This window comes from Flavobacterium sp., assembly GCF_013823965.1.
Classification (GTDB): domain Bacteria; phylum Bacteroidota; class Bacteroidia; order Flavobacteriales; family Flavobacteriaceae; genus Flavobacterium.
The window spans coordinates 1-24,746 of the sequence record NZ_PNNA01000027.1; the positions used below are offsets into that span (position 1 = coordinate 1).

The 24,746-nt window shown below is 36.2% G+C and carries 20 protein-coding genes and 1 pseudogene; 10 read left to right on the forward strand and 11 right to left on the reverse strand.

Going from position 1 to position 24,746, the window contains the following annotated elements; translation table 11 throughout:
* Positions 1–220: 220 nt before the first annotated feature.
* The 4 genes from C0430_RS02635 (at position 221) to rlmB (ending at position 7,591) form a co-directional block, all read left to right on the forward strand.
* Complete coding sequence (locus C0430_RS02635; protein WP_290865191.1) at positions 221–1,918, forward strand: hypothetical protein; 1,698 nt, start codon at positions 221–223, stop codon at positions 1,916–1,918.
* 162 nt (positions 1,919–2,080) lie between these two features.
* The gene (locus C0430_RS02640; RefSeq protein ID WP_290865193.1) at positions 2,081–5,341 is read left to right on the forward strand and encodes a SusC/RagA family TonB-linked outer membrane protein; all 3,261 of its coding nucleotides are present in this window, start codon (positions 2,081–2,083) and stop codon (positions 5,339–5,341) included.
* A 53-nt stretch (positions 5,342–5,394) separates the two neighbouring features.
* Positions 5,395–6,792 carry a SusD/RagB family nutrient-binding outer membrane lipoprotein gene (locus tag C0430_RS02645; RefSeq protein ID WP_366559286.1) on the forward strand — a complete coding sequence of 466 codons (1,398 nt, stop codon included), beginning with the start codon at positions 5,395–5,397 and terminating at the stop codon, positions 6,790–6,792.
* A 64-nt stretch (positions 6,793–6,856) separates the two neighbouring features.
* Complete coding sequence (gene rlmB / locus C0430_RS02650; protein ID WP_290865198.1) at positions 6,857–7,591, forward strand: 23S rRNA (guanosine(2251)-2'-O)-methyltransferase RlmB; 735 nt, start codon at positions 6,857–6,859, stop codon at positions 7,589–7,591.
* Positions 7,592–7,648: 57 nt separating this feature from the next.
* Here the strand turns inward: rlmB and C0430_RS02655 are convergent, their stop codons facing one another.
* Positions 7,649–8,419, reverse strand: a complete 771-nt coding sequence (locus C0430_RS02655) for a rhomboid family intramembrane serine protease (protein WP_290865200.1) — start codon at positions 8,417–8,419, stop codon at positions 7,649–7,651.
* 202 nt (positions 8,420–8,621) lie between these two features.
* On the opposite strand from C0430_RS02655, the gene C0430_RS02660 reads away from it, so the two are divergent.
* Entirely contained in the window at positions 8,622–9,899 is a 1,278-nt protein-coding gene (locus tag C0430_RS02660; protein ID WP_290865203.1) for a replication-associated recombination protein A, read from the forward strand.
* 92 nt (positions 9,900–9,991) lie between these two features.
* Here C0430_RS02660 and C0430_RS02665 read toward each other — a convergent pair whose 3' ends face one another.
* The 5 genes from C0430_RS02665 to C0430_RS02685 are packed head-to-tail and all read right to left on the reverse strand — an operon-like array spanning position 9,992 to position 14,185.
* The gene (locus C0430_RS02665; protein WP_290865205.1) at positions 9,992–10,759 is read right to left on the reverse strand and encodes a hypothetical protein; all 768 of its coding nucleotides are present in this window, start codon (positions 10,757–10,759) and stop codon (positions 9,992–9,994) included.
* 4 nt (positions 10,760–10,763) lie between these two features.
* Complete coding sequence (locus tag C0430_RS02670) at positions 10,764–11,462, reverse strand: YjjG family noncanonical pyrimidine nucleotidase (protein ID WP_290865207.1); 699 nt, start codon at positions 11,460–11,462, stop codon at positions 10,764–10,766.
* On the reverse strand, positions 11,463–12,155 hold the full coding sequence (gene radC / locus C0430_RS02675; RefSeq protein ID WP_290865208.1) for a DNA repair protein RadC: 693 nt from the start codon (positions 12,153–12,155) through the stop codon (positions 11,463–11,465).
* A 7-nt stretch (positions 12,156–12,162) separates the two neighbouring features.
* Entirely contained in the window at positions 12,163–13,518 is a 1,356-nt protein-coding gene (locus C0430_RS02680; protein ID WP_290865210.1) for a Mur ligase family protein, read from the reverse strand.
* 4 nt (positions 13,519–13,522) lie between these two features.
* Positions 13,523–14,185, reverse strand: coding sequence for a tetratricopeptide repeat protein (locus tag C0430_RS02685; protein ID WP_290865212.1), 663 nt, complete (start codon positions 14,183–14,185; stop codon positions 13,523–13,525).
* 122 nt (positions 14,186–14,307) lie between these two features.
* On the opposite strand from C0430_RS02685, the gene C0430_RS02690 reads away from it, so the two are divergent.
* Positions 14,308–15,126 (forward strand): UDP-2,3-diacylglucosamine diphosphatase, encoded by an 819-nt coding sequence (locus C0430_RS02690; protein WP_290865214.1) that lies wholly within the window; start codon positions 14,308–14,310, stop codon positions 15,124–15,126.
* Positions 15,127–15,172: 46 nt separating this feature from the next.
* Positions 15,173–16,168: a glycosyltransferase family protein gene (locus C0430_RS02695; protein ID WP_290865216.1), complete on the forward strand. Its 996-nt coding sequence runs from the start codon at positions 15,173–15,175 to the stop codon at positions 16,166–16,168.
* Between the two features lie 76 nt (positions 16,169–16,244).
* Here the strand turns inward: C0430_RS02695 and C0430_RS02700 are convergent, their stop codons facing one another.
* The 5 genes from C0430_RS02700 to hpt form a co-directional block, all read right to left on the reverse strand.
* On the reverse strand, positions 16,245–18,395 hold the full coding sequence (locus tag C0430_RS02700; RefSeq protein WP_290865218.1) for a S46 family peptidase: 2,151 nt from the start codon (positions 18,393–18,395) through the stop codon (positions 16,245–16,247).
* 266 nt (positions 18,396–18,661) lie between these two features.
* Complete coding sequence (gene obgE, locus C0430_RS02705; protein ID WP_290865220.1) at positions 18,662–19,663, reverse strand: GTPase ObgE; 1,002 nt, start codon at positions 19,661–19,663, stop codon at positions 18,662–18,664.
* Between the two features lie 76 nt (positions 19,664–19,739).
* A complete protein-coding gene (locus tag C0430_RS02710; RefSeq protein WP_290865222.1) occupies positions 19,740–21,011 on the reverse strand; it encodes a hemolysin family protein in 1,272 nt (423 codons plus the stop codon).
* A 25-nt stretch (positions 21,012–21,036) separates the two neighbouring features.
* Entirely contained in the window at positions 21,037–21,609 is a 573-nt protein-coding gene (locus C0430_RS02715; protein ID WP_290865224.1) for an adenylate kinase, read from the reverse strand.
* A gap of 43 nt (positions 21,610–21,652) precedes the next feature.
* Positions 21,653–22,183, reverse strand: a complete 531-nt coding sequence (gene hpt / locus C0430_RS02720; protein WP_290865226.1) for a hypoxanthine phosphoribosyltransferase — start codon at positions 22,181–22,183, stop codon at positions 21,653–21,655.
* A gap of 275 nt (positions 22,184–22,458) precedes the next feature.
* Here hpt and C0430_RS02725 point away from each other — a divergent pair, with 275 nt between their 5' ends.
* The 3 genes and pseudogenes from C0430_RS02725 to C0430_RS02735 all read left to right on the forward strand — a co-directional run.
* The gene (locus C0430_RS02725) at positions 22,459–23,616 is read left to right on the forward strand and encodes a 5-(carboxyamino)imidazole ribonucleotide synthase (protein ID WP_290865228.1); all 1,158 of its coding nucleotides are present in this window, start codon (positions 22,459–22,461) and stop codon (positions 23,614–23,616) included.
* Positions 23,617–23,672: 56 nt separating this feature from the next.
* Positions 23,673–24,155 (forward strand): 5-(carboxyamino)imidazole ribonucleotide mutase, encoded by a 483-nt coding sequence (purE, locus tag C0430_RS02730; RefSeq protein ID WP_290865229.1) that lies wholly within the window; start codon positions 23,673–23,675, stop codon positions 24,153–24,155.
* A 106-nt stretch (positions 24,156–24,261) separates the two neighbouring features.
* Positions 24,262–24,746 (forward strand): annotated as a pseudogene (locus C0430_RS02735) (M3 family peptidase); the annotation flags it as partial.

Genomic DNA, 24,746 nt, shown 5'->3' on the forward strand with positions numbered 1-24,746 from the left:
GAGTTCTTCCTGTTCTTACTAATTGTTGAATAGTTGGCATAGTTAAATACTAAAAATTACTTGTTTATAAAATTCCCGCTTTTTACGGGGTTGCAAATGTAGAAAATATTTTTCACTAAACAAATCATAACACATTAATTTTCAACGTTATTTTTCATCTTTGCATTTTATATATAAAACATTACTATTTTGCGTTATATTTATAAAATTTTAATTCATTTTGAAACACTTTATATTCGTTTTGACCTTGTTCACTTTTGGATTGAATTGCTCAGGCCAGAATTTTCAATTACAACTAATTGGAAGCACAGATTCAGAAAACAAAGTACTGGATTCTTTAAATTATAATTCAAAACACAAAAACACCAAGTCCATAAGTGACGAAATTAATCTAACCTCTGAAAAGCTTTCAAAAATGGGCTTCATAGAGAATCGAGTACTCCTGAACACACAAGAAAACGATTCGAACTATGTTGCGAAATTCAGTTTGGGCAAAAGAATAAATTCAATACATATATATATAGGTAGAAATCCTGCGATAGTCGATTTGATTTCATTGGACAAAACAAAAGACAGTATCGTTCTGCCTTATGGCGAAATAGAATCTTTTCTAAACCAAACTTTACAAAAACTGGAACAAAAAGGTTTTGCATTGGCAAAGTTGAAATTGGCCAATATCCAAAAGAAAAAAAACTCTCTTTATGCCGAACTACAATTTGAATCGGGACAACAAAGACAATTAAATGCAATTGTCATAAAGTTTTCCGAAGGCAGCAAAAAAAACAGCTTCCCAGAAGGACATCTAAAGCAACTGAACCGAAAATACCACAACAATAATTTCAATCAAGATCTAGTTCGTAAAATTCACGATGATTTTGAAAAATTCAGATTTGTCAACCAAATAAAATATCCCGAAATTTTATTAACCAAAGACACAACCAAAGTATATGTGTATTTAGAAAAAAGCAAATCCAATACTTTTGACGGCTTCATTGGTTTTACCAACAATGAAAATAATAAATTGGCAATTAATGGCTATTTAGATTTAACATTGGAAAATGCACTCAAAGCAGGAGAACAATTATCACTTAATTGGAAAAGCGACGGAAACAATCAAAAAACTTTTAAAGCCGGCATTGACCTCCCCTACCTGTTTAAAAGCCCGATAGGCCTGAAAGCCCATATCCATATTTTCAAACAAGACAGCGTCTTCCAAAACACGAAAACAGCAATAGATTTGGGGTATTTTGTTAATTATAATACTAGAATTTATCTGGGCCACCAATCAACAGAATCTAGCGATATTCAAAACACCAACAACAACACCATAAGCGATTACAACAACTCCTTTCTGACATCAAATTTTGAATACACAAAATTCGATTCTAAAAACACGACTTTCCCCAAAAAAACGAAACTCTCCATCACAATGGGAATTGGAAAGAGAACAACAAATGGATTAGTTGAAACTTTGGGAGCCAGCAGACAAAGCTACATCAACATAGATGCAAATCATAACATTTATTTAAACCAAAAAAATTGCATTAACATAAATTATCAAAATTATTTTTTAAAAAGCGACACATATATCGTCAACGAATTATACCGATTTGGAGGAATGAATTCCATAAGAGGATTTACAGAAAACAGATTACAAGCTAATTTTATGACCGCTATTATTTCTGAATATCGTTATATTCTTTCTAGGGAATTATTCATCCATTCTATTTTGGATTACGGCTATTATCAAGATAAAACCTCAAACAATAAGGGCAATTTACTGGGCTTAGGACTTGGAATGGGACTCCAAACCAAAAATGGGTTATTAAAGATATCCTTTGCAAATGGAAACACAAAAACTCAAAAAATTAAATTTTCCGGCACTATAGTCAATTTATGCTACAACGTTGTTTTTTAAATTATTACAAAAAAAATACAGATCGAATTTACTTTTTGTAACACTAACTATTATATATGTTAAATGTTAAATTCCGTATGCACGCATAAAAAAACGAACCAAACGTTAGGAAAGTTAACAAATTATTAAGATTTTTGTCTCACTAATTCAAAATATTTAAAAATGAAACTAAAGTTCAATGGATTCTTAGTACTATTATTAGTACTTGTGGCGCAAATCTCTTTTGCGCAAGAGAGAGCTGTTTCAGGTGTTGTTTCTGATAATGCAGGATTGCCTTTACCAGGCGTGAGTGTATTAGTGAAAGGAACTCAATCTGGAACACAAACTGATTTTGATGGAAAATATTCTATCAAAGCAACATCAAGCCAAGTCTTGATTTTTAGCTACGTTGGAATGAAAACCCAAGAAGTTAAAGCTAGTTCCACTTCATTAAACGTGAAATTGGAATCTGATTCGCAAGAATTAAGCGAAGTTGTTGTTACAACGGCTTTGGGTATTAAAAGAGAAAAAAAATCTCTTGGTTACGCAACACAAGAAGTTAAAGGTGATGGCGTATCAAAAGTAAAAAGCTCGAATTTTGTAAACTCGCTATCTGGTAAAGTAGCAGGTTTAGAAATTAAAACCTCAGGTAACTTAGGTGGTTCTACACAAGTAGTTATTAGAGGAAACAACTCAATTGCAGGTAATAACCAAGCTTTATTTGTAGTTGATGGTGTTCCAGTAGACAATGGTAACACAAACTCATCTGACCAAAAAACCGGTAGAGGTGGTTATGACTACGGTAATGCCGCATCCGACATCAACCCTGATGACATTGAAACTATCAACGTATTAAAAGGAGCTGCTGCAACTGCACTTTATGGTTCTCGTGCTTCGAATGGTGTTGTAATGATTACAACAAAAAAAGGTAAAAGTCAAAAAGGAATTGGAATTACAGTTACTTCAAGTATGACTTTAGGAAATGCAGACAAAGAAACTTTGCCTAAATATCAAAATAAATACGGAGCAGGATATGGTCCTTACTATGACTCTGCTGATGGTTATTTTGGTTTAGCTGACATTAATGGAGATGGTATTGATGACCTAACAACTCCTTTCACGGAAGATGCTTCTTATGGAGCCGCTTTTAATCCAAATTTATTGGTTTACCAATGGAATTCTATTTACCCTCAATTAACTGAAACTTACGGAAAAGCAACTCCTTGGGTAGCTGGTAAAGCAAATCCAAATTCTGTTTGGGGTACTGGAAGTACAGCCGTAAACTCTGTTTCATTAGATGGTGGTGACGACAAAAGTTCTTTTAGATTAGGTTTCACCAATTTATTGCAAGAAGGTAGTTTACCAAACTCTAGCATTAAAAGAAACACTATATCTTTCTCGGGATCCCACAATTTGACCGATAAATTAAAAGCTTCTACAAATTTCAATTTTGTAAAAACTGACGGTAAAGGTAGAAACGGAACTGGTTATTCTTCTGGTAACGTTATGCAACAGTTCAGACAATGGAACCAAATGAACGTTGATTTTGACGCACAAAAAGCTGCTTATTTTCTAACTAGAGAAAATATCACTTGGAATCCTAATTCCTCTAGCAATTTAAAACCAATTTATTCTGACAACCCATATTGGACATTCTATGAAAACTATGAGACAGATACAAGATCAAGATATTTTGGTAATGTAGCTTTAGAAGACAAGTTAACTGATTGGTTGAGCATAATGGGTAGATTCTCATTTGACACTTACAGCGAATTGCAAGAAGAAAGAATTAATGTTGGAAGTGCTGACGTATCTTCTTACTCAAGATACAATAATAATGTTTCCGAATACAATTATGATTTAATGTTGAATTTCAACAAAAATTTAACCGAAAAATTAAATTTAGAAGGAAACATTGGTTGGAACTTAAGAAACAACATCAGAAACAGTATTTTTGCTGCTACTAACGGTGGTTTAAACAAAGCACGTCTTTATTCACTTTCTAACAGTGTTGGTCCTATTCTTTCTCCAACTGAGTATGCTTCAAACAGTATGGTTGATGGTGAGTACATAAGAGCTAGTTTAGGTTATGATGGATACGCTTACTTAGAAGGAACTTACAGAACGGACCGTTCTTCTAATTTACCGAAAGAAAACAACAGATATGATTATTTCTCAGTTTCTGGAAGTTTAGTTTTCTCTAAATACATTGACGCAAAATGGTTGTCATTTGGTAAATTGAGAGCTAACTATGCTGAAGTTGGTAGTGATACTAACCCTTACAGAGTTTTCAATACATTTGACATTGGAACTCCTTTTAACGGTACTGGTATCGCTTCTAATCCTGGTGCTCAAAGCAACTTGAATCTATTACCAGAAAGACAAGAAAGTTATGAATTTGGTTTAGAAATGTCCTTTTTGGATAGACGTCTTGGATTTGATGTATCTTACTACAATGATTTAAACATCAATCAAATTACAAGTATTCCATTATCAACATCTACAGGATATAATTCTGCTGTGTTAAACGCTGGAACAATCGAAAACAAAGGATTTGAAGTACAGTTTAATGCTACACCATTTAAAACAAATGATTTCAAATGGGATTTAAACCTAAACTGGTCTCAAAATAAAAGTTTAGTTGTTGAATTACTTAACGGTATCGACAACTTGCAATTAGCATCTTTACAAGGAGGTGTTTCTATCAATGCCACTCCTGGACAACCTTACGGAACCATCAGAGGTAGTGATTTTATCTATGCTGCAAATGGACAACCTATTGTAAACCAAACAGGAAGTGCATCAAGAATTGGTACTTACCAAAGAACAACTGCCAGCAACATCGTAATTGGTGATATCAATGCAGATTGGAAAGCAGGTCTTAACAACAGTTTCACTTACAAAAACTTGAATTTAAGTTTCTTGGTTGACATGCAAAAAGGTGGAGATGTTTTCTCTCTTGATACATGGTATGGTTATGCTACAGGTATGTACGACTTTTCAGCTGCAGACAATGACTTAGGAAACCCTGTTAGAAACCCAATAGTTGGAACTCCTGGAAACTACGCAGCAAACAGCGGTGGTTTTATTGTACCTGGTGTTGCTCCTGATGGAACTCCAAATCAAGTTAGAGCCAATGGTAGCGTATACACAACTGCTTGGGGTTACGCTAGAGCTCCTAATAAACTTCACGTTTATGACGCAGGTTACATTAAGTTGCGTGAAGCTAGTTTAACTTACAATTTTGATGCTAAATTGCTAAAAAAATTGCCTTTCACTAATGCATCATTTTCAGTAATTGGAAGAAACCTATGGATTATAGATAAAAGCACTCCTTATGCAGATCCTGAAGCAGGTTTAAGCTCTGGTAATGTTCAAGGATACCAATCTGGTGCCTATCCATCTATAAGAGAATTCGGAGCAAGTCTTAAACTACAGTTTTAAAAAATCAAATTATGAAAAAAATAATATTAACAACTTTAACTATTATTACTTTAATGGCATCATGTCAATCTGATGACCAATATGAAGCTAAAAATAGAGATCCAAAGAACCCAACTCAAGTTAGTTCAGATTTTTTATTTAATTCTGCAACCAAGAGTTTGTTCGATCAAATGACGAGCACCAATGTAAACACTAATATCTTTAGAATGTTAGGACAACACTGGACTGAAACAACTTACGTAGACGAAGCCAATTATGATTTCAATACACGTAACATCCCACAAAACCACTGGTCTGAAATGTACAGAGATGTTTTGTTGGATTTAAATTCTGCAAAAACCAATAATGATGCAGATACACAAATATCAGCTGCTACCAAAAAAACAAGAAATGCTCAAATTGAGATTCTTACTGTTTATGCTTGGGCGCAAATAGTTGAAACATTTGGTAACGTTCCTTACAGTCAAGCATTAAATGCAGGTCAATATGTATTACCTGTATACGATGATGCCGCAACTATATACGGTGACTTACTAACACGTTTAACAGCTGCGATTCCAAATTTGACAGATAGCGGTTTTGGTGCTGCAGACAATATTTATGGTGGGAATCCAGCTAATTGGAAAAAATTCGGAAACTCTTTATTGTTGAGAATGGGAGTTCGTGTTGCTGATGTTCCAGCTTTGGCTGCTAAATCAACTGCAGCTATCCAATCTGCTGTTAGTGGTGGTGTATTTACATCAAACGCTGACAATGCTGCTTTGGTTTATTCTAATGCTACTCCAAACACCAATCCTGTTTGGGTTGATTTAGTACAATCAGGAAGATCGGATTTTGTTGCAACAAACACTTTGGTAGACAAAATGAATGCGCTTAATGACCCTAGAAGACCATATTATTTTGATGAAAATTTAGGGACTGGAGTATACGTTGGTGGACCTTATGGTGACAACAATAGTTTTTCTGCTTACACTCACGTAAGTGCTAGAATAATTGACCCAACTAATCCAGCATCTTTATTAGATTATTCAGAGGTTTGCTTCTACTTGGCTGATGCTGCAGAACGTTCTATTTCAGGAACACCTGCTGCTGCTGCTGGATTTTACAACAAAGGGATTACAGCATCATTTGATTATTGGGGAGCTCCTAACGCAGCTACTTATTTACTTAATCCTGACGTAAATTATTTAACAGCTCCAGGATCATGGAAAGTAAAAATTGGAACTCAACTTTGGTTAGCCATGTATAACAGAGGTTATGAAGCATGGACTGCTTGGAGAACTTATGATTTCCCTGGCTTTAACTTGCCAGCTGTATCAGAAGATCCAGTTCCAACGAGATATACTTATCCAATAAACGAACAAAACTTGAATAAAACCAACTATGCTGCTGCTGCTGCTGCAATAGGAGGCGATAAACAAACAACAAAAGTTTTCTGGGATAAATTCTAATCTCATCTAAATTATTTTAAAACCATCAGCGAAAGCTGGTGGTTTTTTTTTGTATCTTTGCGCCATGGAAAAAGAACATCAAATATTTGGAATACGCGCCATTATTGAGGCGATACAAGCTGGCGCAGCAGTAGATAAAGTATTCATACAAAAAGAAATATCAGGCGAGTTAATGAAAGACTTGATGAAAGTCATGAAACGTGCCAACGTGAACTTTTCCTATGTACCTGTCGAAAAACTAAACAGATTAACTCCCAATAACCATCAAGGAGCTGTAGCATCCATTTCTCCCATTGGATTCATAGACTTGGAACATTTAGTGGAAGCCACTGTTGAATCCGGAAAAACACCATTGTTTTTGATTTTGGATCAAATATCGGATGCTCGCAATTTTGGGGCCATCATCAGAACGGCAGAATGTACCGGCGTAAACGGAATTATCGTACAAAAAGCAGGTTCAGCCCCAGTAAATGGAGATACGGTCAAAACTTCTGCAGGAGCGGTTTTTAATGTGCCTATTTGTAAAGTGGAACACATCAAAGATGCTATTTTTTACCTTCAAGGTTCTGGCATAAAAACCGTTGCGGCAACAGAAAAAACAGAACAAAATATTTATGATGTTGATTTAAAAGAAGGCGTTGCCATCATTATGGGTTCAGAAGACAGAGGAATCAACCCGTCCGTTCTTAAAATCGTGGACGAAAAAGCAAAACTACCCATGTTTGGAACAATCGGTTCACTAAACGTTTCCGTCGCTTGTGGCGCTTTTTTATATGAAGCCGTAAGACAAAGAAGTTAAAGATCTATGAATGAAGAGAAACAATTTTTGATTTCAGATTTAAAATATAAAAATGAATTATGACTCCGGTTTTGATTCATTTTTTTTATTTTCGACAATAGTATAATTTACGGGTAATCCCGAAGAATAATAAGGCAAAAATTCATCTTCAAGTTCCATTTTGGGAATATTCACAAAGTTCCCGTGTTCATCAAACCGTTGCATAAATTTATCTTCCTGAGGATTAAAATCTGGATGCTCCCAATCGTATTTGATTACCTTCTTGTATTCGGGTGTTTTGTAAAGCAAGGAAAGAACAAAACCAGTAATCAATCCAGCCAAATGGCCTTCCCAAGAAATATTTTCTTCCACTTTTGGAAAAATATACCATACCAAACCTCCATAAACCACCACAACGGCCAGTGATAATGCAACCAATCGATAATATTTGGTTTGAATTCCTTTGAAAAAGATAAAACTTACCAAAACATAGATTAAACTGCTTGCACCAATGTGGTAGCTATCCCTTCCAATTACCCAAGTGATAAATCCAGAAAGTATAATTCCATAACCAATAACTGCCAACGATTGTCTAGCATAAAAAAAGCGCAAAGTTGCCAACAGAATCAAAAGCGGAATAGAATTATTGTACAAATGCTTGATGTCCGAATGGATAAAAGGACTAAAAATAACTCCCTGCAAGCCCGAAAAGGTTCTTGGTAAAATTCCGTTTTCAAAGAAATCAAAATCAAATTTGATTTGTAGCCAATACACAAACCACAAAAACCACACAAAAAAAAGCGGCAATGCCAAAACGGAATTAGAATATTTAAAATGATTGTCGTTCATTGAAAATTTTAGAGTTTACTATGCTGATTTAAATTTACTCAAAAATGTATCCAAAAGCAATTTAGTGCTATTTTGTCATGTTTTAAAAAGAGCTAAAATAGATGAAAGAAGTTTGTTCTATAACTTTAGCTTTACTAACCGCAAAATCTTAAATTTGTAATTCGTCAAATCTTCAATCGGAACTCTAAAATCAAAAATCAACTTGGAAGCACCACTGGCAGAACGCATACGTCCACAAAAAATAGACGATTATATTAGTCAATCCCATTTGGTTGGACCAAACGGTTCGTTGACACAACAAATCGCGAAAGGGATTATTCCATCGTTAATTTTTTGGGGACCTCCAGGAACCGGAAAAACAACTTTGGCACAAATCATTGCGCAGGAATCGAAGCGTCCATTTTATATTTTGAGTGCCATCAACTCTGGAGTGAAGGACATTCGTGACGTGATTGACAAAGCCAAACAAAGTGGTGGACTTTTCACTTCCAAAAATCCAATACTGTTCATAGACGAGATTCATCGCTTCAGTAAATCACAACAAGACTCGCTGCTTGCGGCCGTCGAAAAAGGCTGGATAACGTTAATTGGTGCCACGACCGAAAATCCGAGTTTTGAAGTAATTCCCGCTTTATTGTCGCGTTGTCAAGTTTATATTCTAAACGCTTTTACCAAAGACGATTTGGAAGCATTATTACATAGAGCCCTGAAAACCGACCTTGTTTTAGCCACAAAAAAAATCAAACTAACCGAAACAGAAGCGCTGCTGAGACTTTCCGGAGGTGATGGACGCAAACTATTAAATATTTTTGAATTAGTCGTAAACGCTTCCGAAGAGGACGAAATTTCAATCACTAACGAACGAGTTTTTGAACTCGTGCAACAAAATACGGTTTTGTATGACAAAAGTGGCGAACAGCATTATGACATTGTTTCGGCATTTATAAAATCAATTCGAGGTAGCGATCCAAACGGCGCCGTATATTGGCTTGCCAGAATGATTGAAGGTGGCGAAGACGTGAAATTTATCGCCAGAAGAATGCTGATTTTGTCCAGTGAAGATATTGGAAATGCCAACCCAACTGCTTTTATCATGGCCAATAATACTTTTCAAGCCGTAGCAACAATTGGATATCCTGAAAGCAGAATTATTTTGAGTCAATGTGCCATTTACTTGGCAACTTCTCCCAAAAGCAATGCTTCTTACATGGCAATTGGAACCGCCCAACAATTAGTCAAACAAACTGGCGATTTACCCGTTCCCATCCATTTGCGCAATGCACCAACAAAATTGATGAAGGAATTGGGTTATGGCGACGAATATAAATACGCTCACGATTACACCAATAATTTTGCCGAACAGGAATTTCTCCCAGACAGCATATCTGACACTGTACTTTATAATCCCGGAAATAATTCGAGGGAAAATTCAACCAGGGAATTTTTAAAAAATCGTTGGAAAAATAAATATGGGTATTAAATCAAACAGAATTCCTAAAACAGCAAAAAAAAGATTTCAGATTAAAAGCACAACTTTCTTAATCTGAAATCTGATTCCAATAACTTTTGAAACTAAAACTTAACGTTTATTTTTTCTGAAATTAGCTTGTCTCCTTGATAATATTCGAAGAACCATTGATTGTCTTTAGAAACCAAAACTCCTTGAACATTTCCTTTTGCAGCCATATAACTGGCAGGATTTGAAGTTTTATACACTTTCATCACAACTTTTGGTGCATTGTCTATCAATTGATATCCATAAGACGTTGGTTGTGCGTAAAGCAAATCTGCACTAAAGTTTTCAGAATTTTTAAGATCATTTACTTCCTTGTTAACAACGGGAACATCCACCGCAGGAACCACAGCAACTGGCGCTGAAACTACAGGAACTACCACTGATCTTGACACCGCCTTGGTTCCATTGTATTTATATTGCAAGGCATAAACTGATAAAAAGGCTTCATTTAATGCATCCGAGTAAGCTAAACCAAACTCTTTTTCCTTGCTTTTCCCAATGGCGGATTGGTAAATTATGGTGCCATAACAATCCTTGAAGGTGATGTAAAGTTTTGTCACCAAGAAAGCATTCTCTTTTTTTACGTCAAGGTACAATAAATTACATCTATCATTGAATTCTGCGGGCATGACTTCAGTAGTGTAAAAAGCCTGAAAACCTGCTTTTTGTAAATTCATTTTAGTAATAGTTTGCAGTCGATATTGATTGTCACTTTTAAGAAAGTCATACTTCATTGGGATTACCACAGCGTTGTAGTCATTAACCGTTTGCGAAAAACCGTAGCTCGCAACAAATAACATCAGGAATAAGATTCTAGTTTTCATAATTTTATAAATATTTTTTTAATTCTAATAAATGGTTTACTTGTTTTATGTTTTTTGTTGTCACAGGTTCCTTGTTTTCATTGAATAAAATGGCGTCCAATCCAGCATCCAAAGCTCCTTGGACATCAGCCTCAATGCAATCTCCAATCATGATGCTGTTCTCTTTTTTGGTTTTGGCCAAATCCAAGGCATAATCAAAAATAAGTGGATTTGGTTTTTTTACTCCGGCCATTTCAGAATTGGTTATGCTTTTAAAATAATGCGTAATATACGAATTGTTCAATTTGTTTTCTTGAATTTCGGCAAAACCATTCGTAATAATATGCAAATTGTATTTGGCTTTTAAATAATCCAATATTTCAATCGTTCCATCGAACAAATGGTTGTATTTAGGCAAATAATGAATGTATTGTTCCGATAAATTCACAATTGAAGCATCGTCAATGACAAATTCCAACAAGTCAAAAGTATCTTTCAATCTGCCAAAGCGGAGTTCTTTTTGGGTAATTTCATCTTTTCGATATCTTTCCCAATATTCCCTGTTTATTGGCACATAAAACGAAAGAAAATCAATCATGTTTATTGCCAAATCCTGCATTTTAAAAACAGTTTCAAATGCCAATGCCGAGTTTCTTTCGAAATCCCAGAGCGTGTGGTCCAAATCAAAAAAGACGTCTGTTATGTTACTATTTGTTGTATTCATTTAAAAAATTCCTTCATCGTTAAAACTATAAAACCCATTTTCGGCAATAATAACATGGTCTAAAACCTGAATATCCATATTTTGCCCGGCAGCTTTCAGTTTTCGGGTAATTTGTTTGTCGGCATCACTGGGAATCAATGTTCCCGAAGGATGATTGTGACACAAAATCAGTCCAGTTGCACCCAATTCAAGTGCGGCTTTAAACACCAAACGCACATCAACCAATGTGCCCGTGATTCCGCCTTTGCCTTGTTGCGATTTGGAAAGTACCTTGTTCGAATTGTTCAAATACAAAACCCAAAATTCTTCGTGCGGCAATTCGCCAATGATGGGTTGCATCAATTCGAAAATCATTTTGCTGGACGTGATTTTCTTCAGTTCGACTGCTTCTTCTGCCCTTCTGCGTCTTCCTAATTCCATTGCGGCAAGAATCGAAATGGCTTTGGCTTCACCAATTCCCTTGAAATTCATCAATTGTTGAATGGATAATTTCCCCAAAGCATTCAAATTGTTGTCAACACTCGCCAAAATCCTTTTGCTCAATCCCACCGCCGATTCATTTCTACTCCCCGATCCTATTAAAATGGCAATCAATTCGGCATCGCTCAAAGCACTTTTGCCCTTGAGCATCAGTTTTTCGCGCGGTTTGTCGTCTTCTGACCAATTCGTTATCGGAAAGTTGTTTTCTTCCATCTATAGTTTACTCTATCAATGTTTTAACTTCATCAAAATTCAATCCACCATAATTCCCGGAGCTCATCAACAAAAGTGCGGAGTTTTCAAAATTGAGATTGAAAAGATAGTCTTTAAAATCAATTGGATTGGTATAAATAATTAAATCTTTTCGATTGAATGCATTAGCAATTTGTTCGTAAGTCACTTCTTCGAGTTGCTTGACTTTAACTGCGTCCGGCGAATAGAAAACTACGGCAACATCAGCATGTTCAAGCGCTCCTTCGTATTCTTTCAAAAATTCGGCGTTCAAGCTGCTGTAGGTATGCAATTCTAAACAAGCCACCAAAGTTCGATCTGGATATTGTTCTTTTACGGCTTTTGTTGTCGCGGCAACTTTACTTGGCGAATGGGCAAAATCTTTGTAAGCGACTTTGGTCTTGCTTTCGGCAATTTTTTCCAATCGTTTGGATGCGCCTTTGAAACTGGCAATGGCTTCATAAAAATCGGCTTCATCAACACCCATGTTTTGGCAAATCCATTTGGCTCCAGCCAAATTATTCAAATTATGTGCTCCAAAAACTTCGATTGGCATTGCTCCTTCCGGAGTTTCGAGAAGTGTAACACCATCTTTCACTTCATATTTTGGGGTTGTATAAGGGATTTTACGAATTGGATTCGTGGCGGCTTCGGCAACACGACGCACTTCTGGGTCTTCGTCATTATAAACCAAGATTCCTCCATTTGTGATTTTAGAAATGAAAATTTCAAACTGTTCGACATAGAAATCATACGTTGGAAAAACATTGATGTGATCCCAGGCAATACCGGAAATCAATGCAATATTGGGCTGATATAAATGAAATTTAGGTCTTCGGTCTATTGGAGAAGACAAATATTCATCGCCTTCGAGCACGATAAAATCATTCTCTTCGGTGAGATGAACCATCGTTTCAAATCCTTCCAATTGTGCGCCAACCATGTAATCTACCTCAATATTATGAAAATGCATCACGTGCAAAATCATCGAGGTAATAGTAGTTTTTCCGTGAGAACCACCAATAACCACACGAGTTTTATTCTTGGATTGTTCGTATAAAAATTCAGGATATGAATATATTTTTAATCCTAATTCCTGCGCTTTCAACAATTCTGGATTATCGGCTTTGGCATGCATTCCAAGGATTACCGCTTCGACATCTGGAGTGATTTTTTCGGGAAACCAACCTAATGCTTCTGGCAAAATTCCTTTTTTTTCCAAGCGTGTTTTTGATGGTTCAAAGATGGCATCGTCACTTCCGGTAACTTGATATCCTTTATTGTGCAGCGCCAAAGCCAGATTGTGCATGGCGCTTCCGCCGATGGCGATAAAATGAGTTCTCATATATTTAATTCTTTTTTACAGATTTATTCATTTTGTTTTTATACAAACTGGCCAACATTTGCTCGCCTATTTTTGTGCTTCCCGCAGCAATTGCTTTTTTATATTGTTGTTCAGCGGCGGGATATCTCTCGAAATGTTCTTCTATTTGACCTCTGGACAAGAAACCGTCGACAGGCGATAATTTTAGTAATTCATTGGAATACTTGATTGCTTTTGACTCGCTTCCGCCCACAAAACCTGGCAGTTGTATGTATATCATAACTAACGCCCAACGTGCTTCGATATGCTTTGGATCTAATTCAATCGCTTTTTCGAATGATTCTTTTACTTCACCAATCATTCCCAGAGCCTTTAATTTATTGGACTCTTTGGCTTTCATTCCAAGCACGCCACCATATTTGAAATAATAGTTGGCTTCGGAGGGTTTCAATTGTTTTAATTTTCGATAATAGACCATGGCTTTGTCCCAAGATTTTTTATGGCCTGCTATGTCGCCCAAGTATTCGATGGTCTTCAAATGGGAAGGATTTTCTTTTAAAAAACTCTCAAAAACAGGCTGGGCTTGGTCATATTTTCCGGCTTCGAATAATTTTTCTGCCTTGCTGAAATTGGATTGCGACCACATCACTAACGGAAATAAGAAAAGGAAAGATAAAAGTCGTTTCATTCTTCAAAAATAAGGAATTTTATAAAAGAACAGAGAGATTTTTTTTGCATAAACACACCAAAATAATAATACAAAAGAAACATTGTCCTAACATATAGCCGTTAGTTTTGTGAAAACAAAATATGAAACGAAAACGAAAAATACCTTTAGTTGTTTTAAGTGATGTTCATCTTGGCACTTATGGCTGCCACGCAAAAGAATTATTGCACTACTTAAAATCGATCAATCCCCAAACTTTAGTTCTAAACGGTGACATTATTGATATGTGGAGTTTTAGTAAACGTTATTTTCCTGTTGCTCACATGGAAGTGTTGCGCTACATCATAAAAATGTCCAATTCAGGAACTCGAGTCATTTACATTACCGGGAACCACGACGAAGCGTTACGAAAATACTCGGATTTTATTTTAGGAAACTTGGAATTGGTTGACAAATTGATTTTAGACTTGGACGGAAAGAAAACTTGGATTTTTCACGGCGACGTGTTTGACTCATCTACAAAAGGATATGCAAAAATATTGGCCAAACTAGGCGGAAAAGGATATGACTTATTGATTTTAATCAATAGTTTGATTAATTGGATTTTGGTGTCTTTGGGAAGAGAAAAGCGAAGTTTTTCCAAAATCATTAAAAACAGTGTAAAGAAAGCGGTTTCCTTTATTTCCAATTTTGAAACCACTGCAGCCGAAATTGCCATCGAAAAAAAATACAGTTATGTGGTTTGTGGCCACATTCATATGCCGCAAAAAAAAGTAGTTAAAACCGAGCATGGAAAAGTGATGTACTTAAACAGTGGCGATTGGGTCGAAAACCTTACCGCATTGGAATACAAAAACGAGAAATGGAAGATTTATCACTATAAAAAATCAGACTATCCAAATCAGGATAATAAGGAAGACAAGGTAACCAATGATATTGTTGCCAAAATTTTGTCAAATTAAGAGATGCTTTCATTCAATCAAATTATTTTCCATTTAAACTAAATTTATGAAAATATTTTACGCCATACAAGCCACTGGAAACGGACACATCAGCAGGGCAAGCCAATTGTATCCTTATTTACAAAAATTTGGCTCCGTAGATTTCTTCTTGAGCGGAAACAATGCAAGTTTGAACATTGACTTGCCCATAAAATTCAAAAGTGCCGGTTGCAGTTTGCATTACAGCAAATGCGGCGGGTTGAATTATTGGAATATTGCAAAAAACATTAGACCTCGACAAATGTTTAAGGACGCTCAATCCTTGCCATTAAAGAATTATGATGTTGTGATAAACGATTTCGATTCCATTACTTCGCTGGCTTGTAAAATACAAAAAATACATTCCGTGCAATTTGGACATCAAGCCAGTTTCATTTCGGATGCTACTCCAAGACCAGAAAAAAGAAGCATTATGGGCGAGATGATTCTTAAACATTATGCTCCTTCCCCAAAACATATTGGATTGCATTTCGATAAATATGATTCCTTTATTCATCCTCCAATCATCAAAGATGAAATCATTCTGGCCGTGCCAAAAGATTTAAAACATATCACGGTTTATTTGCCTTCGTTCCAAAAGCATTGTTTGGAAAAAGCATTCAACAAACTTTCGGATTTGGAATTTCATTGGTTTTTGAATGACGTGGAATTCAAACACACTATTAACAATATTACTTATTATCCTGTAAACCAAAAACAGTTTAATCAAAGTTTGATTAGTTGCCACGGTATAATTACCGGTGGTGGATTTGAAACTCCTTCAGAAGCATTATATCTTGGAAAGAAAATATTAAGCATTCCCATTCGAAGTCATTATGAACAAGAATGCAATGCAGCTGCATTAAAAAAATTAGGAGTTCCGGTTGTATACGAAGTTGGTGATGATTTTGATTTAATTATTGAAAATTGGCTGGAAATGCCCATAAAATACCCAGAAATACAAGCCAACAATATCCCTGAAACCCTACAGTTTTTGTTTGACACCTATAACGAACCTCTATAAAATTCCTGAAAAAAATGCAACAAAAAACCCGTTTCATAAAAAACGAAACGGGTTTTTAAATTCCATAAAGACTTTCTTATTCCGATTTTGTTATCGTCATTTCGTCAATAATGTTTTTGGCTCCTGCATATTTGTCAATTATCCAAAGTACATAACGAATGTCTACGTTGATTGTTCTTTGCTGTTTTTTATCAAAAATAACATCACCTGCTATTCCTTCGATATTGCCATCGAATGCAATTCCTATCAATTCGCCTTTGCCATTAAGCACCGGTGAACCTGAATTCCCTCCTGTTATATCATTATTTGTCAAGAAATTTACTGGCATATACCCTGCTTTGTCAGCATATTTCCCAAAATCTTTTGCCTTGTTTAGCTCTAATAATCGCTCAGGCAAATCAAATTCATCGTCTCCAGCTTTATACTTTTTGACTAATCCAGTCATTGTGGTATAATTGTTAATCGTTGCGTCGTTGCGCTTATCCGCTGGCAGGGCATTTACGGTACCGTAGGACAATCTCAAAGTTGAATTGGCATCTGGATATTGAATCGAATTTATTTTAGACTCTCGCAAACCTTGCACTAAATTACGGTATGCTTTCTCAAAGCTGTCTTCTAATTGTTGTTGCTCTTCTGATTTAGTTCTCATCTTTGTAGCCAATTCATTTGAAATAACATACAAAGGATCGACACTAATATCCTCTGGTTTTGGATCCTTCATAAAAGCCAAAACGCTTTCTTTGGTTGCAAAAATACTTTTGGAAACTGCATCATTCACATCAGCAGCAAAATTCCCTTTGTTTTCCGCATTTAATTTTGCCACTTTTGGCGAAAGACCGTATTCAGAACCTTTAGATGCATAGAGGTTTAACTGGGCTGTAAAAATGTCTTTTTCTAAAGGAGCATAAAATTTTCCATAAATGGTTTCAATCAACCCGTTTAATTTGGGAAGCAACTCAGCTCTTTTTGCTTCATTTTCTTTGTAATAAGCAATGAGTGTATTTCCTAAATTCGCCGGTGAAGGACCATAAGAAGTGGTTCGCATCAATTGAGAAAGGTAATTATCGTGGCGGGACTTCAAATTTGTTTTTGCATAATAATCATTAATTACAGCAATTACATTCCCATATTTAACTTTGTTTTGAGCTTTATTTGCCCAACGATTGAATTTGGCTTCTTCTTTGGATTTAGCCTCAACTGTTCCTGATTTAACCAAAGCATCAATCATTCCTTGACGGTTTTTCCAATAATTTGCTGTCGAAGCATACTTTGACGCATATTGCAAACCAACAGTTGCATCTTGGTCCATATACACCTTCATTCTATCCATTCCAGTTTTGGCACCTTCAACCCAAGCAGGATAAGCAAACTTGATATTTTGTTCGATTCCGCTTGCTGGCATCCATCTATTGGTTCTTCCTGGATAGCCTAATATCATTGCAAAATCATTCTCTTGAACGCCTTTCAAGCTTATTGGCAAATAATGTTTGGGTTGCAAAGGCACATTGTCTTTTGAATATTCCGCTGGATTACCATCTTTGTCAGCATAAACTCTAAACATGGAAAAATCTGCCGTATGACGTGGCCATTCCCAATTGTCGGTATCTTTACCGAATTTCCCAAGGCTTTCTGGAGGTGTCCCTACCAAACGAACGTCTTTGTAATCTTGGTAAACAAAATAGTAATATTCATTTCCTTGAAAGAAAGGACGAACTGAAACGGTATATTTACCTCCTTCACTATTTTCTTTTTCAATTAATGCTATTTCTTGTTGAATAACTTTATTTCGGTCTGCTTCGCTCATTTTATCATTCACTTTTGACAAAATTCGCTTTGAAACATCATCCATGCGAACGAAAAAACGAACGTATAACGATTTTGGTTTCATTTCGGCACTTTTATCTTTGGCCCAAAAACCGTCTTTCAAATAATTTTGTTCTGCCGTAGAAAGTTCCGCGATTGCACTGTAACCGCAATGGTGATTGGTCAAAACCAATCCTTCTTTTGAGACAATTTCGGCAGTACAACCTCCGTTAAATTGTACCACAGCGTCTTTCAAACTACTATGGTTAATGCTGTAAATTTCTTCGGATGTGAGTTGCAATCCATTCTTTTCCATATCTCTATGGTTCAACCTTTCGATAAACATCAAAAACCACATGCCTTCATCTGCTTTTACCGGAAAAGTCATAAGACACATTGTTAGAAATAAAATTATTTTTTTCATTTTTTTAATTATTTTTTTAGTGATGCGAATATAATTCATTTTCGTAGTTTAATCGATTAATCCGTCCTGAATTCGCAACAATTTTTTAAGAATTAACCAAATTTTAAGAATTTCATATTGTTTTACAAAAAAGGCGCCTGATTACCAAGATATCTTTGTGAAAAATTACAAGTTCAACATTGGATTACAAAACCGAAACTACAAGAAATGAAAAAGCACCTAAAATGAAGGTGCTTTATATGAATTTTTATCTTTTAAGATTAAATTTAATCATTCAACATTTTCCAAAGTTTGTCTTTCAACTCTTGTAAACCTTGTTGGGCAACGGATGAGATAAACATATAAGGAATGTCTTTGAATTCTTTGTCTAGTTGTACTTTCATTTCTGCTTTGAGCTCATCGTCCAGCATGTCGCATTTTGAGATGACCAACAAACGCTCTTTGTCGAGCATTTCAGGATTGTATTTTGTCAATTCGTTTACCAAAATATCATATTCGGCTTTGATGTCTGGCGTGTCAACCGGAACCAAAAACAGCAAGGTAGAGTTTCTTTCGATATGTCTCAAGAAATAGTGTCCCAATCCTTTTCCTTCGGCAGCACCTTCTATAATTCCAGGAATATCGGCTATTACGAATGATTGAAAATCTCTGTAAGCGACTATTCCAAGATTTGGTTTTAAAGTCGTAAACGGATAATCGGCGATTTTTGGTTTAGCAGAGGTCAATACAGACAATAAAGTCGATTTTCCAGCATTTGGAAAACCTACTAACCCAACATCGGCCAAAACTTTAAGCTCCAAAACCACGTCCATTTCCACACCAGGCAAACCCGGTTGCGAATATCTTGGCGTTTGATTGGTCGAACTTCTAAAGTGCCAGTTTCCCAAACCTCCTTTTCCACCACGACAAAGAATTTGTTTTTCTCCATCTTCAGTAATTTCGAACAAGGTTTCGCCCGTTTCTTTATCTTTTACAACGGTTCCTAGTGGGACTTCGATGTATTTATCCTCTCCATCAGCACCAGTGCTCCTGTCTCCACTTCCGTCTCCTCCGTATCCAGCTTTGATATGTCGGGCAAATTTTAGGTGAAACAAAGTCCAAAGTCCTTTGTTTCCAACCAAATATACGTGTCCACCACGACCACCATCTCCACCATCTGGACCACCTTTTTCAATAAATTTCTCTCTATGCAAATGCGTAGATCCTTTCCCTCCTTTTCCGGAAGAAACATATATTTTTACGTAATCTACAAAATTTCCTTCTGTCATTTTTTTTTTGGTTTTAGGTTTTGGGTCTTGGGTCTTGGGTAAAACTAACACCCAGAACCCAAGACCCAGAACCTTTTTATTTTAAGGCTTTCACCATCACTTTATCAATCTTCACGCCATCCATATCAATGACTTCCAACTCAAATTTTTGCCAAATCAATTTCTCTCCCTGTTTTGGAATATGAGAAAGTTCAGTCATTATTAATCCACTCACGGTGGTCACTTCGTAGTCATTTATCAATTCGTCCAATTCGAAATAAGTCAAGAAATCGTGTAAGGAATAATGTCCGTCTACCAGCCAAGTTCCATCTTCTCTTTCGACCAATTGAAAATCTTCTTTATAAAAGTCAGAAGCATCTCCAACCAAGGCTTCCAAAATGTCATTCAAGGTAATTATTCCTTGGAAAACACCGTATTCATCAGAAACAAAAGCATAATGAATGCCTGTTTTTTTAAATTCTTCCAATGCTCTGTAGGCCGTGGTTTGCTCCATCATAAAAGGCGCTTCGGTCATGATTTCCGGCAAATTGAAATTGGCCGAATCAATATTTGCAAAAATACTTTTCAAATTTACGACACCCACAATATCATCATGGTTTTCTTCGTAAACGGGATAAATAGAGTGCAATTCTTTGAGCATAAACTCCTTAACCTGACTTTTATTGGAATGCAATGGCAACAATACCACCGATTTTCTATGCGTCATTAACGAATTTATTTTTCTGTCACCAATGTGAAAAACACGTTCCAAAATATCTTGCTCTATTTCTTGGACTTCACCACCTTCAGTTCCTTCTTTTATGATGGCTTTAATTTCTTCTTCGGTTACTTTGCCATCGGCAGTTGGTTTTATTTGCAAAACATTCAATAAAAATTCCGTCGAATGGGTCAACAACCAAATGAATGGTGCCGTTATAATCGAAATTATTTTCATTGGCCACGCAACCGCTTTTGCAATGGATTCTGGATGATTCAAACCAATTCTCTTTGGCAAAAGTTCTCCTAAAACCAAAGAAAAGAATGTCAAAATCACGACAACAACCCCTACTGCCATTGAAGAAGCAAAAGGTTTTAGCGCTTCAAATCCCAAGATAAAAGCTTCGACATCATGCGTAATTTTGTCTCCGGAATAAATACCCGTCAAGATTCCGATAAGTGTTATTCCTATTTGAACCGTCGATAAAAATTTATTGGGTGAATTGGCCAAATCTAAAGCGATTTGGGCATTTTTGTTGCCTTTTTTGGCCGCAGTTTCCAATCTGTTTTTCCGTGCCGAAATCAACGCGATTTCCGACATGGAGAAAACACCATTTAAGAGAATTAAAAAAAATATTATTAATACTTCCATAGTTGATTAGAAAACGTATGTTCCTTTATAGACTTTCGATTACAGTGCCCAGTCGCTCCGTAATTTCAGCTATGGAACCAATCCCATTTACTGGATAAAATTTGTTTTGTTTATTGTAATACTCCATCAAAGGAGCTGTTTTTTCGTTGTATTCTTGGTAACGATTCCTGATTTTGTCTTCATCTTGATCGTCTACTCTTCCGCTGGTTTTTCCTCTTTCGAGCAAGCGTTGAATTAAAATTTCATCATCTGCTTCCAATGCAATTGTTGCGGTAACTTCCCAACTTTTGGTGGCCAAAAAAACATCCAAAGCTTCGGCTTGTGCCAAAGTTCTTGGAAAACCATCAAACAAAAAACCTTTTGTATCGGGATTTTTATTTACGGTATCTTCCAACATTTTTATGGTAACGTCATCAGGAACCAAATCGCCTTGATCCATGTAGCTTTTGGCTAATTTCCCTAAATCTGTGTTATTTTGAATATTAAATCTAAAAATATCTCCCGTGGAAAGATGTGTCAAATTGTATTTTCCTTTCAAAAACTCTGCTTGAGTTCCTTTTCCTGCACCTGGTTTCCCAAATAAAACAATGTTAATCATTTTTGTAGTTGTAAGTTGTGAGTTGGTAAAATCGTTTCAATATTTAATCTTTCAATTGATATATTTCAGGTAAGTTTCTGCCCAAACCATCATAGTCCAATCCGAAACCAACTATGAATTTATTTGGTATTCTAATACCAATATAATCAATTTTGACTTCCTGTTTGTAGGCTTCCGGTTTAAAAAACAAGGTAGCTATTTTAAAATGTGCCACGTTTTGCTTTTTGAATAATTCTTTTAGGGCAACCAAAGTATTTCCTGTGTCAACAATATCTTCAATGACAATAACAGTTCGCCCGGATAAATCTTGATCCAAACCTATTAATTGTTTCACGTCATTGGTTGAAGTAGTGCCTTCATACGAAGCCATTTTAATAAAACTCACTTCGCAAGGAGATTTATAATGTTTCATAAAATCAGAAACCACCATAAAAGCACCGTTCAAAACACCTATGAAAATTGGGGTTTCATCAGCAAAATCAGCTTCTACAAGTGAGGCTATTTTGGCAATGGCAAAGTCTATTTCTTGTGCAGAAATAAACGGGACAAATTGTTTATCGTGTAGTTGTATCACTTTTCTCGTTTTTAAAATAATTTGCAAAGATAGGGATTTCTATACGTTTAAAAAAACTGTCTTTTGGCATAAAAATATATTTAAAACTTTGAGTAAAATAGCATTAAAAACAAGATTGCAACACCTCTTCGTTGAGCATTACAGGAAATTTCGAAGAAAATAAAATAATTTTCCAATTCAACCATTATGAAGTATCTTTGCTCTCAACAAACAACAACACAATAACACGAGCAAATCGACTGCATTTGACCGTTAAAAAACAATAACTAAGACAAATGAACTATTTTTCTTCCAATTTCAAATTGGGAATTCTCGGTGGCGGACAACTTGGCAAAATGCTCTTGTTTGACACCCGAAAATTCGATATTCAAACTTATGTTTTGGATCCAAGCAACGAAGCACCTTGCAAAATCGCCTGCAATCATTTTTTTCAAGGCGATTTAATGGATTTCGAAACCGTTTATAATTTTGGTAAAAAAGTCGATGTTTTGACTTTCGAAATTGAACTAGTCAATCTTGAAGCTTTGGAAAAACTGGAAAACGAAGGCAAAAAAGTCTATCCTTCACCAAAAACCTTGAAATTGATCCAAAATAAAGGAATCCAGAAAAACTTTTATTTAGAACACAATATTCCGACAGCTCCTGCCAAAACTTTCAAAGACTTAAAAAAAATGGTGGTCGAAATTGTCGAATCCAAATTAAACATGCCTTTCGTATGGAAATGCACCGAGTTTGGTTATGACGGCAACGGAGTGAAAATCATTCGAACCTTGCAAGATGTCGAGAATTTACCCAACGTAGAATGCATTGCCGAAGAAATGGTCGAATTCAAAAACGAACTGGCCGTTATCGTTTGCCGCAATCCTTCCGGCGAAATCAAAACGTATCCCGTTGTTGAAATGGAATTCCATCCCGAAGCCAACCAAGTGGAATACGTAATTTGCCCAGCAAGAATTGACGACAAAGTGGCTGCAAAAGCAAGAGCAATTGCACTTGATGTTTCCAAAAAATTCAATCATGTGGGACTTTTGGCCGTTGAAATGTTCCAAACCCAAGACGACGAAATCCTGGTAAACGAAGTCGCTCCTCGCCCACACAATTCAGGCCATTACAGCATTGAAGCCAGTTATACTTCGCAGTTTGAAAACCATTTGCGCGCCATTCTCGATTTACCTTTGGGAAACACAGACAACAAAGTGGCCGGAATTATGGTCAATTTATCTGGCGCAGAAGGTTATTCGGGAGACGTGATTTATGAAAATATTGAAACTATTTTAGGCTGGAACGGGGTTACACCACACATCTACGGAAAAAAACAAACACGTCCTTTTCGAAAAATGGGACACGTCACAATAGTGAACGATGACATCAATGAAGCGAGACGAATTGCTGAAGATGTCAAAAATACAATAAGAGTAATTAGTGGTCAGTAATCCGTTTTAAGTAGCAGTTTAGCAACTTGAAACCTTAAAACTTGAAACAAAAAAATATGAAAGTAGCCGTAATAATGGGAAGCATATCCGATATGCCCGTAATGCAAGAAGCCATCGACATCCTAAAAGGATTTGACATAGAAACTGAAGTCGATATTGTTTCGGCACACAGAACACCCGAAAAATTGTTTGATTTCAGCAAAAACGCCCACACACGCGGTATTTCGGTAATTATTGCAGGTGCTGGCGGAGCGGCACATTTACCGGGAATGGTAGCCTCGATGTCGCCACTTCCTGTCATTGGCGTTCCCGTAAAATCAAGTAATTCCATCGATGGTTGGGACAGCGTTTTGTCGATTTTACAAATGCCTGGCGGAGTTCCCGTGGCAACTGTCGCCTTAAACGGAGCAAAAAATGCCGGAATTCTTGCTGCACAAATCATCGGAAGTGCTGATAAAAATGTGTTGGACAAAATCATGGCCTACAAAACCGGATTGAAAGAAGCCGTAATCGTCGCTTCCGAAAGTTTAAAAAAATAACTGATTCAAAATTATCCTGTTCTTTTTCAGGAGTTATTCCCGCTATTCGTTGCAAACTTTAAAAAAAAAAGGATTGACAATGCTATCGGGGCAAAAAAATAAAACAATGAGCGTCTTAACACACCATTTCAATACAAAATACAATACTGCTCCTTTCTTGAAAATCAAAAACGAAGATTTTCTACCTGCTTTTCAAAAAGGAATCGAATTGGCGAAAGCCGAAATTAACGGAATTGTAAATAATCCCATCAAACCCACTTTCGAAAACACGATTGAAGCCTTGGCTTTCAGCGGTGACGTTTTGGACCGAATTTCAAGCATATTTCTTAACCTGAATTCGGCAGAAACCAGTGACGAAATGCAAAAAATAGCGCAAGAAGTTTCGCCTTTGTTATCCGAATTTGGCAATGACATCCGCCTCAATCCGGATTTGTTTGCAAGAGTAAAAGCGGTTTACGAACAACGAGAACATTTGAATCTCAATCCCGAACAAGCCACACTTTTAGATAAAAAATACAAAAGCTTCTCCAGAAACGGAGCCAATTTACCCGAAGACAAAAAGAACCAATTGCGCGAAATCGACAAAGAATT